This window comes from Streptomyces sp. NBC_01446 (assembly GCF_026340095.1).
GTDB lineage: Bacteria > Actinomycetota > Actinomycetes > Streptomycetales > Streptomycetaceae > Streptomyces > Streptomyces aureus.
This window is the reverse complement of sequence record NZ_JAPEPO010000001.1, coordinates 4,860,001-4,872,961: the sequence shown is the minus strand read 5'-3', so window position 1 is coordinate 4,872,961 and position 12,961 is coordinate 4,860,001. Positions and strand designations below refer to the sequence as shown.

Sequence of the window (12,961 nt, the reverse complement as noted above, 5' to 3'; positions counted from 1 at the left end):
GCCCCTCAGCCTTCTCTACCCGGGGTAGACCGGCGCCGTCCCGTCCTTGAGCACTGTCTGCCACGGCAGACCCGGCGGCAGCCTGACGATCCCGTCGTCCGAGTGGGCGACGAGTGGCAGGCGGTCGTCCTCGGACGCCGCGATCTCCTTCACGCCCGTCAGGCCGGGCAGCGCCTGCCCCGTCGGCGCCGAACCGTCGCACTGGACGTAACTCAGCTGCTGCACGCCCCCGGACTCGCGTCCGACGACCACGAGTCGGCTTCCGCCGGCCCACGACATGGCCGTGACCTCCTCCATCTGGGGTGCCGCGGCGCGCAGTTCGTCGACCGAGACCGTCACCTTGCCGTCCAGTCCCGAGTCGCGTTCGACGCGCCCGATCCGCAGCGTGGTCTTGCCCTTGTCGGCCACGAGCAGCGCGATCCGCACTCCGTCAGCCGACACCTTCACGGCCTCGATGCGACCGCCGTCGAGACCGGAGACGTCGGCTTCGTGGATCTCGTTCGCCATGCCCCGGCCGAACATCAGCAGCCGTGGCTTCTTCGGGTCGCGGTCGGCCACCCACAGGTCGCCGAGTCCGTCCCAACTGGGTGTCGTCAGACGGTCCTGCTCGGACTTGGCGTTGCTGCGTACGACGGGGTCGCCGAGCGAGGCGCCCGCCACCAACGACCCGACGAACAGGGCGCTGCCGTTGTTCGACACCGCCGCGGCCTGCGTCTCGTCGCGCGAGACGGCGACCGAGCGCATCCGCTGCTCGCCGTCGCCGAGCGGACCCGGCACCCGCTCAGGGTCCTTCGCGGTGCGGGAGGTGCCCGACATCTGTACGAGCCGTCCCTTGTCGTCCAGGAAGTACTGGTCGTCGGAGGGCCCGGAGGTGCTCGGCTCCACGAGGGCCTCGGCGCCGCTCTCGCTCAGGACGCACAGCTGCGACCCGTTCGACCGCTGGAGTTCGATCTGTGACACGTTCGCCGACGTCACATCCCGCAGGGAGAACAGGAGTTGGGCGGCCATCTCCTTGCAGCGGGCCTGCCCGACGTGGTCGGCCTTCGCGTTCAGCGGGACCTTCAGACTGTTCTCGTCGTCGGGCGCGAGCGATTTCACGCCCTTGCGCAGCCGCGTGTCGGAGGGAAACGTCGTGGTCACGACCGGGTTCAGCCAGTGCGTGGGTCCCGCAAGAAGGGCCCGCACCGTCTGCGTGAGGGGGTCTATCCACTGACGGACGTACACGGGGTCGGCGACCAGCCTCTTCTGACGGCTGGTCGAACCCGAACCCGATCCTCCACCGCTCTGCGCGCCGCCGCCGCCGGAGGACTCCTCGTCCAGCGCGAAGTAGTACTTGTTGACGGACTGGTAGATGCGCTGGAAGTCGGACTGCCCGAGGACGACCCCCTGCGGCAGCCCGTCGATGCGCCACTGCTTGCCCTTGGGCCCGTTCTCCTGCACGAGGTGCAGCGTCTTGCTGTACGAGGTGCCGTCGGGCCGGTACGCCTGCTGCTGGTCCACGAACGCGACCTGATGGCCGCTCAGTCTGAACGTACGGCCCTCTTCGCCGGCGCTCGGCCTGCTCGCCGGTCCTGTGCTCGGTCCGTCCGTGAGGACGGTGGTGCGCTCCTCGGGGTGCCAGCCCTTGGCGGCCTTCTCCGTGAGGTACATGCGCGCCATCGTGTACTGCGGATCGTCGCTGGTCAGCGCCTCGAGGAAGCCCTCGACGATGCTGACGGGCCCGGCGTTCTCGCGGGGCGGCATCGCGAAGACGCGCACCTGTGAGTCGGGCCGCTGCGACGCCTCCACGGCCTGGAGTCCGCCGTTGTCCGGCATGGACGCGCAGCCGCTGAGCACCACTGCGCCGCAGCCGAGCAGCACACCTGTACGCAGCCCGCGCCGCCGTCCGGCCATCGGTGGCCGCCCCCGCTCACCGCGCACGCCCGCCCCCACTTCCCTCGCCGCTGCCGCCGGCCCCCTCGGCCGGTCCGGCCTGCTCTTCCCAGGGCCCTTCCGGACCCCTTGTGTTCTGACCGCGTGTCGCCGGTGCGACGGTGTCGCTGCGGGCCACGACCCGCGAGCCGTTCCCGGGCAGCGCCGTGGGATCGACCGTGTACCGGGGTGCGGCCGGTTCCTTCGCCGGTACGGGCGACGGCACGCGGGACGCGCCCGCTGTCTGCGCCGGAACTGTCGCGAGCTTGCCGGCGCCCCCGCCGAGCGGAAGCCCTGCCTCGCTCAGGCCGCGGTTGCGCCGTGAGTCCTCCGGCTCCAGCGGTATCGGGGACCCCCGCAGGGGTTCGTCCGCCGTTCGCGGCAGCGTCAGCCGGAACTGTGAGCCGCCGCCGGGCTCGCCCCACGCCTGGAGCCAGCCGCCGTGCAGCCGGGCGTCCTCGAGGGCGATGGACAGGCCGAGGCCCGTGCCGCCGGTGGTACGCGCGCGTGCCGGGTCGGCGCGCCAGAAGCGGCTGAAGACGCGGGTGGCTTCGCCGGGCTTGAGGCCCACGCCGTAGTCGCGTACGGCGACGGCGACCGCGCCGCCGGCCGCGGCGAGCCGCACCACCACGTCCTTGCCTTCGCCGTGCTCCACGGCGTTGACGACGAGATTGCGCAGGACGCGCTCCACGCGCCGGGCGTCCGCCTCGGCGACCACGGGCTGCTGGTCCCCGACGATCCGCACGTGCGTGCCCTTGTGCTCGGCGAGCGGCTCGGCGCCGCCCACCACACGCCGTACGACTTCCCGCAGGTCTATCGGCTCCGCCTCCAGGGCGGCCGCGCCCGCGTCGAAGCGGCTGATCTCGAGGAGGTCCGAGAGGAGTGACTCGAACCGGTCCAGCTGATCGGCGAGCAGTTCCGCCGACCGCGCGGTGACCGGGTCGAAGTCCACGCGCGCGTCATGGATCACGTCGGCGGCCATGCGCACCGTCGTCAGTGGCGTCCGCAGCTCGTGCGACACGTCGGACACGAAGCGTCGCTGCATCCGCGAGAGATCCTCGAGCTGCTGGATCTTCGTATGCAAGTTCTGCGCCATCTTGTTGAAGGCTTCACCGAGCCGGGCGATGTCGTCCTCGCCGGTGACCTTCATACGTTCCTGGAGGCGTCCCGCGGACAGCCTCTCGGCGACGCCTGCCGCCATCCGTACGGGCGTGACGACCTGCCGTACGACCAGCCAGGCGATGGCGCCGAGCAGCACCACGACGAACAGCCCGGCCGTGGCGAGCGTCCCCTTGACCAGGCCGAGCGACTTCTCCTCCTGGGTGAGCGGGAAGAGGTAGTACAGCTGGTAGGCGTGGCCCTTCGGGTCGGTCATCTGTTTGCCGATGACGAGGCCGGGCTGGGAGTCCTTGCCGTCCTCGTAGACGATGCGCGTGTACTCCTGGGACGCGCCGGTCATCTTCTCGACCCGTTCGCGCAGGTCGTCGGGGACGCTGGGGTCGAGGACGCCGCCGGAGGCCCGCGGTCCGCGCACGCTGTCGCCGCTGTCGGCCCCGGGCGGGCTGAGCGTCACCACGTCGAAGGCGCTCTGGCCGCCGGAGGAGAGCTGGGTGACCAGCTCGCTCATCCAGTTGTTGGTGTTCAGGGGGGCGCGACTGTCCGTCGTCGCCCCGTCGCGTGCCCCGGCCGCGGCTGTGTCGGCCTTGTCCTTGGCGGCCCGGAAGCCGCCCTCGGCCTGGCTCTGCGACGCCTTCACCTTGGCGTCGAGCAGGCCGTTGCGTACGGAGCCGATGACGACGATGCCGAGCAGCAGTACGACGCCGAGCGACATCAGGAGCGTCGTGACGACGATCTTGAGCTGGATGTTGCGCCGCCACAGGCGCATGGCGGGCAGCAGCGGCCGCCGCACCCAGCGTGTGAACAGGCGCAGCACGGGGCTGCCCTTCATTCCGCCCTGGAGCAGCAGACCGCCATCGAGGACCCGGCGCAGCACTGAGCCACGCCCGGCCTTCGGTCCCACAGGCCGCCCCGAGCGGATTCCCGGCCCCCCGGGTGCCGGAGCGGCACTGTCTCGGGACATGTCAGCTCGGTCCGGCCTTGTAACCGACGCCACGGACGGTCACCACGATCTCCGGACGCTCGGGGTCCTTCTCGACCTTCGAGCGCAGCCGCTGCACATGCACGTTCACCAGGCGGGTGTCGGCCGCGTGCCGATAGCCCCACACCTGCTCGAGGAGGACCTCACGCGTGAACACCTGCCACGGCTTGCGGGCGAGCGCCACCAGGAGGTCGAACTCCAGCGGCGTCAGCGCGATCGACTGCCCTTCCCGCTTCACGGAGTGCCCGGCCACGTCGATGACCAGGTCACCGATGGTGAGCTGCTCGGGCGCGGGCTCCTCGGACCTCCGCAGTCGCGCCCGGATACGGGCCACGAGCTCCTTCGGCTTGAACGGCTTCACGATGTAGTCGTCGGCGCCCGATTCGAGGCCCACCACGACGTCCACCGTGTCGCTCTTCGCGGTCAGCATCACGATCGGCACCCCGGACTCCGCCCTGATCAGGCGGCACACCTCGATGCCGTCCCGGCCGGGAAGCATCAGGTCCAGAAGCACCAGATCCGGCTTGGACTCACGGAAAGCGGCCAGCGCCTTGTCGCCGTCAGCTACGAACGACGGCTCAAAACCTTCACCACGCAGCACAATGCCGAGCATCTCGGCCAGTGCGGTGTCGTCGTCGACGACAAGGACTCGTCCCTTCATAGGCCACATCATCCCATTACTTAATCGTTACCTGGCGTGACCTGGCACACAGCTCGCCCAGTCCTTCAGCTGTCACAGGGGAAACCACTCCCCACTCTGTGACGATCGCCGTCACCAACTCGGGCGGCGTCACATCGAATGCGGGGTTGTACGCCTGCGTTCCCAGCGGAGCCACCGGAATCACGACTCCCGCCTCAACCCCGGCCACAGACGCCTGGGGCGCTGTGATCTCTGTCACTTCATGTCCGGCTCGCTGCTCCACCTCGACGGACGCTCCGTCGGGGGTGTCCGGGTCCACCGTCGTCCCCGGCGCCACCACGATGAACGGCACGTGGTGGTACTTGGCAAGAACCGCGAGCGGATAGGTCCCCACCTTGTTCGCGACGGAACCGTCCGCCGCGATCCGGTCGGCCCCGACCAGCACCGCGTCCACCTCACCAGCCGCGAACAGCGACCCCGCCGCATTATCCGTGAGCAGCGTGTACGCCATCCCCGCCCGGGCCGCCTCGTACGCGGTCAGCCGCGCGCCCTGGAGCAGCGGCCGCGTCTCGTCGACCCACAGCCGGGTCAGCCGTCCCACCCGGTGCGCGGCGAGCGCCACCGCGAACGCGGTGCCCTCTCCCCCGGAGACCAGCGCCCCCGAGTTGCAGTGCGTGAGGATCCGATGCTGCCCGCCCGGCATCAGCTCGTCGAGCAGCGCGAGACCGTGCCCGGCCATGGCGGCGCTGGCCTCGGCATCCTCCCGGTGGAGCGCCCGCGCCGCCGCGAGTGCGTCCCGGGCGGCCCGCTCCCGGTCCCCCTCGGCCCCGAGCCCGGCTCGGTACGCCGCATGAGCCCGGCGCACGCCTCTGGCGAGATTCACCGCCGTGGGCCGCGCGCCGGCCAGCGCGTGGGCCGCCTCGTCCACGTCGAACCCCCGTGCCGCGGCCAGGGCGACCCCGTACGCCCCCGCGATGCCGAGGAGCGGCGCTCCCCGCACGGCGAGCGTCCTGATCGCCTGGACGAGCGCCTGCGCGTCGGTGCAGACCAGCTCGACCTCCTCCACGGGCAGTCTGGTCTGGTCGAGCAGGACGAGCGCGGGCCCCTCGGCCGGCTCCTCCCATCGGAGTACGGGTATGTCGGTGGGCCGCTTGTCGTCGCCGGTTTGCGCGTACTGATCAGCCATCCGCCCAGTCTGCCCCGTACCCGGCGGACAATTGAAGGTGTGCAGCCCATACGGCACCCGGTCAACTCCGAGGCACACCGTGGCACGATGGGCGCCAAGCTGCCGCCGCGACCGCGGACGGGCACCGTGAAGGAGCGACGATGAACGACACTCCGGGCTGGGCCTCGCCCGGATCTGCCCCCTCCGACGGCCAGGACGACCAGCCTGCGCAGGACGGCCAGGACGGCCGCACCGGCGACGGCGAGGACGCCGCTCAGGACCCGAAGTGGTCCAAGGAGCAGCCGCCGCCCGCGCAGTGGTCCGCCCCGTCCGGCACCGGCCAGACCCCGCCCCCTCCGTCTCCTCCGGCCCAGGGCTGGGGCGGCGGATCCCCCGGCGGCCCCGCGGGCCCCGGCGGTTACGGCCGTGGTGGCGGGTACGGCGGCCCAGGCGGTGGCTACGGAGCCGGATGGGGCTCCTGGCAGGGCAGGCCCCCGGCCGCCAAGCCCGGCGTCATCCCGCTGCGCCCGCTCGGCGTCGGAGAGATCCTCGACGGCGCCGTGTCGACGATGCGCGCCCACTGGCGCACCGTCCTCGGGATCTCGCTCTCCGTGGCCGTACTCATCGAGATCGTCGTCGTCCTCCTCCAGGGCCTCGTCCTGAACAACTCGACGAACACGGACGCCCTCGACGACCCGAGCGCGACCGCGAGCGAACTGACGCGCGCCGTAGGCGACACCCTGCTGAGCTCGGGCGTCGTCCAGATCGTCTACCTGCTCGGCACCATCGTCGCCACGGCCCTGCTCACGACCGTCACCAGCCGGGCCGTCCTCGGCAAGTCCGTGACGACCGGGGAAGCCTGGAAGGACGCCAAGCCCCAGCTCCTCAAACTGGCCGGCTTGACGCTCCTCCTGCCGCTCATCGCCGCCGCCGTCCTGCTCGTCTGCATGCTGCCCGGCATCCTCGTCGCCGCCCTGAGCTCCTCGGACTCCGGCGCCCCACTCATCGCCCTCGGCGCCCTCGGCGGCGCCGTCCTGGCGATCTGGCTGATGATCCGCTTCTCGCTCGCCTCGCCCGCCCTGATGCTGGAGAAGCAGAGCATCCTGAAGTCGATGAGCCGCTCCGCCAAGCTGGTCCGCGGCTCCTGGTGGCGGGTCTTCGGCATCCAACTGCTGGCCGGGATCATCGCCGGACTCGTCTCGTCGATCATCGTCATCCCGTTCACCTTCCTCGCCGCCGCACTCGGCGGCGAAGGCGTCAGCGGACTCCTCGACGGCGGCACCGGCGACCTCGGCTGGACGTTCCTCATCGTCACCGGAGTCGGCTCCGTGATCGGCTCCATGCTCACGTTCCCGATCACGGCGGGCGTCACCGTGCTCCTCTACATCGACCAGCGCATCCGCCGGGAGGCCCTCGACCTCGAACTCGGCCGCGCGGCAGGCCTCCAGGGCTACGGCGACACCACGAGCCCCACCCCGGGGAGCTGATGCGGTGAGCCCGGCGGGGGGAGTGCTCTGGGCTGCCGCGCTGCGCTCGCGCACGGGCGGCGGCGAACCACCGGTGACGATCGGGCGTAACCCCGCGCGGGAAGCGGCCCGACGCGAGCTGTCCGAGCCCGCGTACCACCAGGACGACACGAGCCTCCTCCAGCGGGGCCTCAACCGCTTCTGGGAATGGCTCGACAAGCTTCTCTCCGCCGCCTCCGGGGCGACCCCCGGCGGCGGATTCGGCCTGCTCGTCATCGTGCTCGCGGTCGTGGCCCTCGCCGTCGCCCTGTGGTGGCGCCTGGGCACCCCGCGCCGCTCCGCCCACTCCACCGCCGCGCTCTTCGACAACCGCCCCCGCACTGCCGCCGAACACCGCGCGGCCGCCGAGGCGCACGCCGCCCAGGCCCACTGGACCCAGGCCGTGCAGGAGCGGATGCGCGCCATCGTCCGCTCCCTGGAGGAACGCGCACTCCTCGACCCGCGCCCCGGCCGCACCGCCGACGAGGCCGCCACCGAAGCCGGCCGCACCCTGCCCGCGCACACGGACCGACTGCGCACCGCGGCCCGCGACTTCGACGACGTCACATACGGCGGCCGCACCGCCACCCCGCAGACGTACGAGCGCCTCACCACGCTCGACTCCGAACTGGACCGCACCACCCCCACGCTCACCGGCAGCGCCCCCCGAGGAGCCGCCGAGTGACCACCCGGCATCCGACAGCTCCCACCGCTGCCCCTCAGAACGCACAGGACTCCACGCCACCGGCGCGCCCGGGCGAGCAGCCACCTGCCACCTCCACGGCCCGCACCCCACGCCAGCTCTGGACCCGCACGCGCGGCCTGCTCATCGCCGCGGCGATCCTGCTGATCGCCGCCGTCGCCATCGCGCTCGTCCGCTCCGAAGCCGCACACGGCCGCCTCGACCCTCGCTCCGCCGACCCGGGCGGCAGCCGCGCCGTCGCCCACCTCCTGGCCGACCGGGGCGTCTCCACGCGCGTGGTCACCACCACCGCCGAGGCCCGCGACGCGGCAGGCCCCGACACCACCGTCCTGGTCGCGTCCCCGGACCTGCTCACCGACCGCCAGCAGGCCCAACTGCACGCCGCCACCACCGATTCCGGCGGCCGCACCGTCCTGATCGCCCCAGGCACCCCCTCGCTCGGCACCCTCGCCCCCCACGTCACCGCGGACCCCGCACCCAGCCTCGACGCACTCGCACGCCCCGGCTGCACCCTGTCCGCCGCCCGCCGCGCCGGCGACGCCGAGACCGGCGGCCGCCGCTACGCCACGTACCCCGCGGACGCCGACACCTGCTACCGCAGCGAAAGCCTCCCCACCCTGCTGCGCCTGCCAGAGGCCAAGGGCGGCGACACCGTCCTGATCGGCGCCCCCGACATCCTCCTCAACGACCGCCTCGACGAGCACGGCAATGCCTCGCTCGCCCTGCAACTCCTCGGTTCCCGCCCCCACTTGGTCTGGTACCTCCCCTCCCTCTCCGACGACGCCCGGGCCACCGACTCCGAGCGCCGCAGCTTCTTCGACCTGCTCCCCTCTGGATGGCTCTGGGGCACCCTGCAACTCTTCGTCGCGGCCGTCCTCGCCGCGTTCTGGCGCGGCCGCCGCCTCGGCCGGCTGGTCCCCGAACGCCTCCCCGTGGCGATCCGCGCCTCCGAAGCCGTCGAAGGACGCGCCCGCCTCTACCGCAAGGCCAACGCCCGCGACCGCGCCGCCTCCGCTCTGCGCACCGCCACCCGCACCCGACTCGCCCCCCTCATCGGCGTACCCCCGTCCCAGGCCCACACGCCCGAGACCCTGCTCCCCGCCCTGACCGCCGCACTCCACACCCCCGGCCAGGACCCACGACCCCTCCTCTTCGGCCCGCCGCCCGCCAACGACGCGGCCCTGACAGCCCTCGCCGACCAACTCGACGCCCTCGAAAGAGAGGTACGCCACTCATGATGGCCCCGACCACTGACAACGCCGGGCCCACCGGAGATCCCCGCAGCTCACGGGCGTCTCTGGAGGCCCTGCGCGCGGAGATCGCCAAGGCCGTCGTCGGCCAGGACCCCGCGGTCACGGGCCTCGTCGTGGCGCTTCTCTGCCGCGGCCACGTCCTCCTCGAAGGCGTCCCCGGAGTGGCCAAGACCCTCCTCGTACGCGCCCTCGCCGCTTCCCTCGAACTCGACACGAAGCGCGTCCAGTTCACCCCCGACCTGATGCCGAGCGACGTCACGGGCTCCCTCGTCTACGACGCCCGCACCGCCGAGTTCTCGTTCCAGCCCGGCCCGGTCTTCACCAACCTGCTCCTCGCGGACGAGATCAACCGCACCCCGCCCAAGACCCAGTCCTCCCTCCTCGAAGCCATGGAGGAACGCCAGGTCACGGTCGACGGCACCCCCCGCCCGCTCCCCGACCCCTTCCTGGTCGCGGCGACGCAGAACCCCGTCGAGTACGAGGGCACGTACCCCCTCCCCGAGGCCCAGCTGGACCGTTTCCTCCTCAAGCTCACAGTCCCCCTCCCCTCCCGTCAGGACGAGATCGACGTCCTGACCCGACACGCCCAGGGCTTCAACCCGCGCGACCTGCGCTCCGCGGGCGTACGCCCCGTAGCCACCGCCGCCGACCTGGAAACCGCCCGGGCAGCCGTGGCGAAGACCGCGATCTCCCCCGAGATCACGGCCTACGTCGTCGACATCTGCCGCGCCACGCGCGAATCCCCGTCCCTCACCCTGGGCGTCTCCCCCCGCGGCGCGACGGCGCTCCTGTCCACGGCCCGCGCCTGGGCCTGGCTGACGGGCCGCGACTACGTCATCCCCGACGACGTGAAGGCCCTCGCCCTGCCCACGCTCCGCCACCGGATCCAGCTCCGCCCCGAGGCCGAGATGGAGGGCGTCACGCCCGACTCGGTCATCAACGCGATCCTGGCCCACGTCCCCGTTCCCCGCTGACGCAAGGCTCTGGACCCATGGCCCTCACCGGACGCACCGCCCTGCTCGCCGCCCTGGGCTCCCTCCCCGTAGGCATCTGGGAGCCCAGCTGGACCGGCATCCTGGCCGTGAACACCCCCCTGGCCCTGGCCTGCGCCTGCGACTTCGCCCTGGCCGCCCCGGTACGCCGACTGCGCCTGACCCGTTCGGGCGACACCGCAGTACGCCTGGGCGACTCGGCCGACGTGACCCTCACCGTCACCAACCCCTCGCGCCGTCCCCTGCGCGCTCAACTACGCGACGCCTGGCCGCCCAGCAGCTGGCTCCCCGGCACCGAGTTCGAGGCGTCCCGCCACCGCGTGACGATCCCCCCGGGCGAACGCCGCCGCATCACCACCCGTCTGCTCCCCACCCGCAGGGGTGACCGGAAGGCCGACCGGGTGACGATCCGCTCGTCCGGCCCGCTGGGCCTCTTCACCCGCCAGGGCAGCCACGACGTCCCCTGGACCGTCCGCGTCCTCCCCCCGTTCCACAGCCGCAAGCACCTGCCCTCGAAACTGGCCCGCCTCCGCGAGCTCGACGGCCGCACCAGCGTCCTGACCCGCGGTGAGGGCACCGAATTCGACAGCTTGCGCGAGTACGTTCCCGGGGACGACACCCGTTCCATCGACTGGCGCGCCACCGCCCGCCAGTCGACACTCGCGGTCCGCACCTGGCGCCCGGAACGCGACCGGCACATCCTTATCGTCCTCGACACGGGACGCACCTCCGCCGGCCGCGTCGGCGACGCACCCCGCCTCGACGCGTCGATGGACGCCGCGCTCCTCCTCGGCGCACTGGCCTCCAGGGCCGGCGACCGGGTCGACCTGCTCGCCTACGACCGCCGCATCCGCGCCCTGGTCCAGGGCCGCGCGGCCGGCGAACTCCTGCCGGCCCTGGTCAACGCCATGGCCCCACTGGAGCCGGAACTCGTAGAAACGGACGCCCGCGGCCTGACCGCGGCGGCCCTGCGCACAGCCCCCCGCCGTTCACTCGTCGTCCTCCTCACGAGCCTCGACGCGGCTCCCGTGGAGGAGGGCCTCCTCCCGGTCCTCTCCCGCCTCACCAAACGCCACACGGTATTGGTGGCGTCGGTGGCGGACCCGACGATCGCGGAAATGGCCGGCTCCCGAGGAAACACAGAAGCGGTCTACGACGCTGCCGCCGCGGCCCAGGCCCAAGCGGAACGCCACCGCACGGCGGAACTACTCATCCGTCGCGGCGTCACGGTCATCGACGCCACCCCGAACGACCTCGCACCAGCACTGGCGGACGCCTACCTCGCTTTGAAAGCAGCAGGCCGACTCTGAATATGAGGAAAAAGGCCGGACCCTGAATAGGGGTCCGGCCGGAAAAGCGCACCCAAGGGGACCGGCCCTGAACGCAGAAAACCCCCGTAACAGGATTCTCATCCGTTACGGGGGTTTTCTTCAAAAATAGTTCGGCGGCGTCCTACTCTCCCACAGGGTCCCCCCTGCAGTACCATCGGCGCTGTGAGGCTTAGCTTCCGGGTTCGGAATGTAACCGGGCGTTTCCCTCACGCTATGACCACCGAAACACTATGAAACTGTCAACCGCACCACGCTCTGTGACAAACGTGGGGTTGTTCGTGGTTTCAGAACCAACACAGTGGACGCGAGCAACTGAGGACAAGCCCTCGGCCTATTAGTACCAGTCACCTCCACCCGTTACCGGGCTTCCAGATCTGGCCTATCAACCCAGTCGTCTACTGGGAGCCTTAACCCCTCAAGGGGGTGGGAATACTCATCTCGAAGCAGGCTTCCCGCTTAGATGCTTTCAGCGGTTATCCTTTCCGAACGTAGCCAACCAGCCATGCCCTTGGCAGGACAACTGGCACACCAGAGGTTCGTCCGTCCCGGTCCTCTCGTACTAGGGACAGCCCTTCTCAATATTCCTGCGCGCGCAGCGGATAGGGACCGAACTGTCTCACGACGTTCTAAACCCAGCTCGCGTACCGCTTTAATGGGCGAACAGCCCAACCCTTGGGACCGACTCCAGCCCCAGGATGCGACGAGCCGACATCGAGGTGCCAAACCATCCCGTCGATATGGACTCTTGGGGAAGATCAGCCTGTTATCCCCGGGGTACCTTTTATCCGTTGAGCGACGGCGCTTCCACAAGCCACCGCCGGATCACTAGTCCCGACTTTCGTCCCTGCTCGACCCGTCGGTCTCACAGTCAAGCTCCCTTGTGCACTTACACTCAACACCTGATTACCAACCAGGCTGAGGGAACCTTTGGGCGCCTCCGTTACTCTTTAGGAGGCAACCGCCCCAGTTAAACTACCCATCAGACACTGTCCCTGATCCGGATCACGGACCCAGGTTAGACATCCAGCACGACCAGAGTGGTATTTCAACGACGACTCCCCCTGAACTGGCGTCCAGAGTTCAAAGTCTCCCACCTATCCTACACAAGCCGAACCGAACACCAATATCAAACTGTAGTAAAGGTCCCGGGGTCTTTCCGTCCTGCTGCGCGAAACGAGCATCTTTACTCGTAGTGCAATTTCACCGGGCCTATGGTTGAGACAGTCGAGAAGTCGTTACGCCATTCGTGCAGGTCGGAACTTACCCGACAAGGAATTTCGCTACCTTAGGATGGTTATAGTTACCACCGCCGTTTACTGGCGCTTAAGTTCTCAGCTTCGCACACCCGAAAGTGCACTAACCG

Annotated in this window: 9 protein-coding genes and 2 rRNA genes (1 of these 11 cut by a window edge); 5 read left to right on the top strand and 6 right to left on the bottom strand. The window is 70.5% G+C overall.

The window, feature by feature from the left end; genetic code table 11:
- Positions 1-15: 15 nt before the first annotated feature.
- Genes OG456_RS21890 through mtnA form a run of 4 tightly spaced genes read right to left on the bottom strand, consistent with a single transcriptional unit; the run spans position 16 to position 5,835 of the window.
- Positions 16-1,893: an LpqB family beta-propeller domain-containing protein gene (locus OG456_RS21890; protein ID WP_266563535.1), complete on the bottom strand. Its 1,878-nt coding sequence runs from the start codon at positions 1,891-1,893 to the stop codon at positions 16-18.
- 16 nt (positions 1,894-1,909) lie between these two features.
- A complete protein-coding gene (gene mtrB, locus OG456_RS21885; RefSeq protein ID WP_266563533.1) occupies positions 1,910-3,991 on the bottom strand; it encodes an MtrAB system histidine kinase MtrB in 2,082 nt (693 codons plus the stop codon).
- A gap of 1 nt (position 3,992) precedes the next feature.
- On the bottom strand, positions 3,993-4,682 hold the full coding sequence (mtrA, locus tag OG456_RS21880; RefSeq protein ID WP_323136345.1) for a two-component system response regulator MtrA: 690 nt from the start codon (positions 4,680-4,682) through the stop codon (positions 3,993-3,995).
- Positions 4,683-4,686: 4 nt separating this feature from the next.
- On the bottom strand, positions 4,687-5,835 hold the full coding sequence (mtnA, locus tag OG456_RS21875; protein ID WP_266563530.1) for an S-methyl-5-thioribose-1-phosphate isomerase: 1,149 nt from the start codon (positions 5,833-5,835) through the stop codon (positions 4,687-4,689).
- Between the two features lie 140 nt (positions 5,836-5,975).
- On the opposite strand from mtnA, the gene OG456_RS21870 reads away from it, so the two are divergent.
- From OG456_RS21870 to OG456_RS21850, 5 genes are read left to right on the top strand one after another with little or no spacing between them, the layout of a single operon-like run.
- Positions 5,976-7,301 carry a glycerophosphoryl diester phosphodiesterase membrane domain-containing protein gene (locus OG456_RS21870; RefSeq protein ID WP_266563528.1) on the top strand — a complete coding sequence of 442 codons (1,326 nt, stop codon included), beginning with the start codon at positions 5,976-5,978 and terminating at the stop codon, positions 7,299-7,301.
- 4 nt (positions 7,302-7,305) lie between these two features.
- The gene (locus OG456_RS21865) at positions 7,306-8,004 is read left to right on the top strand and encodes a DUF4129 domain-containing protein (protein ID WP_266563526.1); all 699 of its coding nucleotides are present in this window, start codon (positions 7,306-7,308) and stop codon (positions 8,002-8,004) included.
- Positions 8,001-9,260, top strand: coding sequence for a DUF4350 domain-containing protein (locus OG456_RS21860; protein WP_266563524.1), 1,260 nt, complete (start codon positions 8,001-8,003; stop codon positions 9,258-9,260). The genes OG456_RS21865 and OG456_RS21860 overlap by 4 nt, the downstream gene beginning before the upstream one ends.
- Positions 9,257-10,249, top strand: coding sequence for a MoxR family ATPase (locus tag OG456_RS21855; RefSeq protein ID WP_266563522.1), 993 nt, complete (start codon positions 9,257-9,259; stop codon positions 10,247-10,249). The genes OG456_RS21860 and OG456_RS21855 overlap by 4 nt, the downstream gene beginning before the upstream one ends.
- 17 nt (positions 10,250-10,266) lie before the next feature.
- A complete protein-coding gene (locus tag OG456_RS21850; RefSeq protein ID WP_266563520.1) occupies positions 10,267-11,577 on the top strand; it encodes a DUF58 domain-containing protein in 1,311 nt (436 codons plus the stop codon).
- A 129-nt stretch (positions 11,578-11,706) separates the two neighbouring features.
- Here OG456_RS21850 and rrf read toward each other — a convergent pair.
- Both rrf and OG456_RS21840 read right to left on the bottom strand, forming a co-directional pair.
- A 5S ribosomal RNA gene (gene rrf, locus OG456_RS21845) occupies positions 11,707-11,823 on the bottom strand.
- A gap of 89 nt (positions 11,824-11,912) precedes the next feature.
- Positions 11,913-12,961: ribosomal RNA gene (locus tag OG456_RS21840) — 23S ribosomal RNA — on the bottom strand; it runs 2,074 nt beyond the window's last position.

What these genes read in the sequence shown, in the direction of transcription:
- OG456_RS21890 (WP_266563535.1), bottom strand. Translation starts at nt 1,893, where the DNA reads ATGGCCGGACGGCGGCGCGGGCTGCGTACAGGTGTGCTGCTCGGCTGC.
- mtrB (WP_266563533.1), bottom strand. Translation starts at nt 3,991, where the DNA reads ATGTCCCGAGACAGTGCCGCTCCGGCACCCGGGGGGCCGGGAATCCGC.
- mtrA (WP_323136345.1), bottom strand. Translation starts at nt 4,682, where the DNA reads ATGATGTGGCCTATGAAGGGACGAGTCCTTGTCGTCGACGACGACACC.
- mtnA (WP_266563530.1), bottom strand. Translation starts at nt 5,835, where the DNA reads ATGGCTGATCAGTACGCGCAAACCGGCGACGACAAGCGGCCCACCGAC.
- OG456_RS21870 (WP_266563528.1), top strand. Translation starts at nt 5,976, where the DNA reads ATGAACGACACTCCGGGCTGGGCCTCGCCCGGATCTGCCCCCTCCGAC.
- OG456_RS21855 (WP_266563522.1), top strand. Translation starts at nt 9,257, where the DNA reads ATGATGGCCCCGACCACTGACAACGCCGGGCCCACCGGAGATCCCCGC.
- OG456_RS21850 (WP_266563520.1), top strand. Translation starts at nt 10,267, where the DNA reads ATGGCCCTCACCGGACGCACCGCCCTGCTCGCCGCCCTGGGCTCCCTC.